Source organism: Vibrio sp. Vb0349 (genome assembly GCF_033338975.1).
On record NZ_JAWOTS010000486.1, the window covers coordinates 1 to 1,009 of the forward strand.

1 protein-coding gene and 1 pseudogene are annotated in these 1,009 nt (G+C 44.3%); one reads left to right on the forward strand and one right to left on the reverse strand.

The annotated features are described in order from the left end of the window. A pseudogene (locus R7Q47_RS26785) lies at positions 1-494 on the forward strand (lipase family protein); the annotation flags it as partial. A gap of 152 nt (positions 495-646) precedes the next feature. On the opposite strand, the gene R7Q47_RS26790 reads toward R7Q47_RS26785, so the two are convergent. Then, positions 647-1,009: amidohydrolase family protein (locus R7Q47_RS26790; protein WP_318090366.1), on the reverse strand; the 363-nt coding region annotated here is incomplete at its 5' end.

Genomic DNA, 1,009 nt, shown 5'->3' on the forward strand with positions numbered 1-1,009 from the left:
ACATATTGAATCGTGCTCAAGGTCTTTTTCCTAGCGCACATTTTATGGCGGAGTACAGTTCTTATACACAGACTGCAACCTGGGAGAGCCTTGGCTTTCAAAAGGCAAGCTCCACTTTTAAACGCGTAGTTTTAAACTATGAGAATCGACTTCAAGCCACACCTTCTGCTGATTGGGCAGATAAAATCTCGGCAGCGCTCCTTACATTGTTAGTTGATGGTGGGGCTGCGGCGTCAGTCTTTGCCCTGCAAAATGTAGGTTCTGCTATTGCTACTATATATGACGCGATTGCTCGTTCAATCGTCAAAATTTCAGAACTCTCTAGCGAATTTTCTGAACGCGTAAAAGGTTTACTTGGCCACATGTTGGTATTTGCGGGGAAAGGTGCAAATATCGCGATCAAATTTACTTATTCCTTTATTCGTTGGGTGTTTGAATTGGTGCTAAGTAAGTTGAATCAGGCTGTTAAAGCCGCCCTCAAAACGACCTTCTGATTTTGATTAATCCACCTTTGCTTAGGTGTGGTTTATTCTTAAATACGAAAAGTTTCCTACTTGGTTAGCGAAGCTAGTGGCGAGCAAATAGATAGTGCTTGGTGAGTCAGATAGAAAACACCGCCTCGATAACGGCGGTGTTTTATTTTGGATTACTGTCGTTGATAAACCGATTGACCTCTGCTGATGGTTTCTTCCACGTTTAGGTCTTTTAGCGCCTTAGGTTCAATCTTCATCGGGTTGTTATCGAGGATGATTAAATCCGCATTCTTACCTACTTCGATAGAACCTTTATACGACTCCTCAAAGTGTTGGTAAGCTGGCCAAATGGTCATGGCTTGCAGCGCGGTGTACGTGTCAACGCGCTGATCTGCACCCAGTACTTTATCAGTTCTGGTGGTGCGATTGACGGTCGCATCCAATACTCGGAATGAACTTGGCAGCGCCACAGGTGCGTCATGGTGAGTACTGAACTTTAACCCTGCCTTTCTCACCGCTTGAGTTGGTGAAATAAA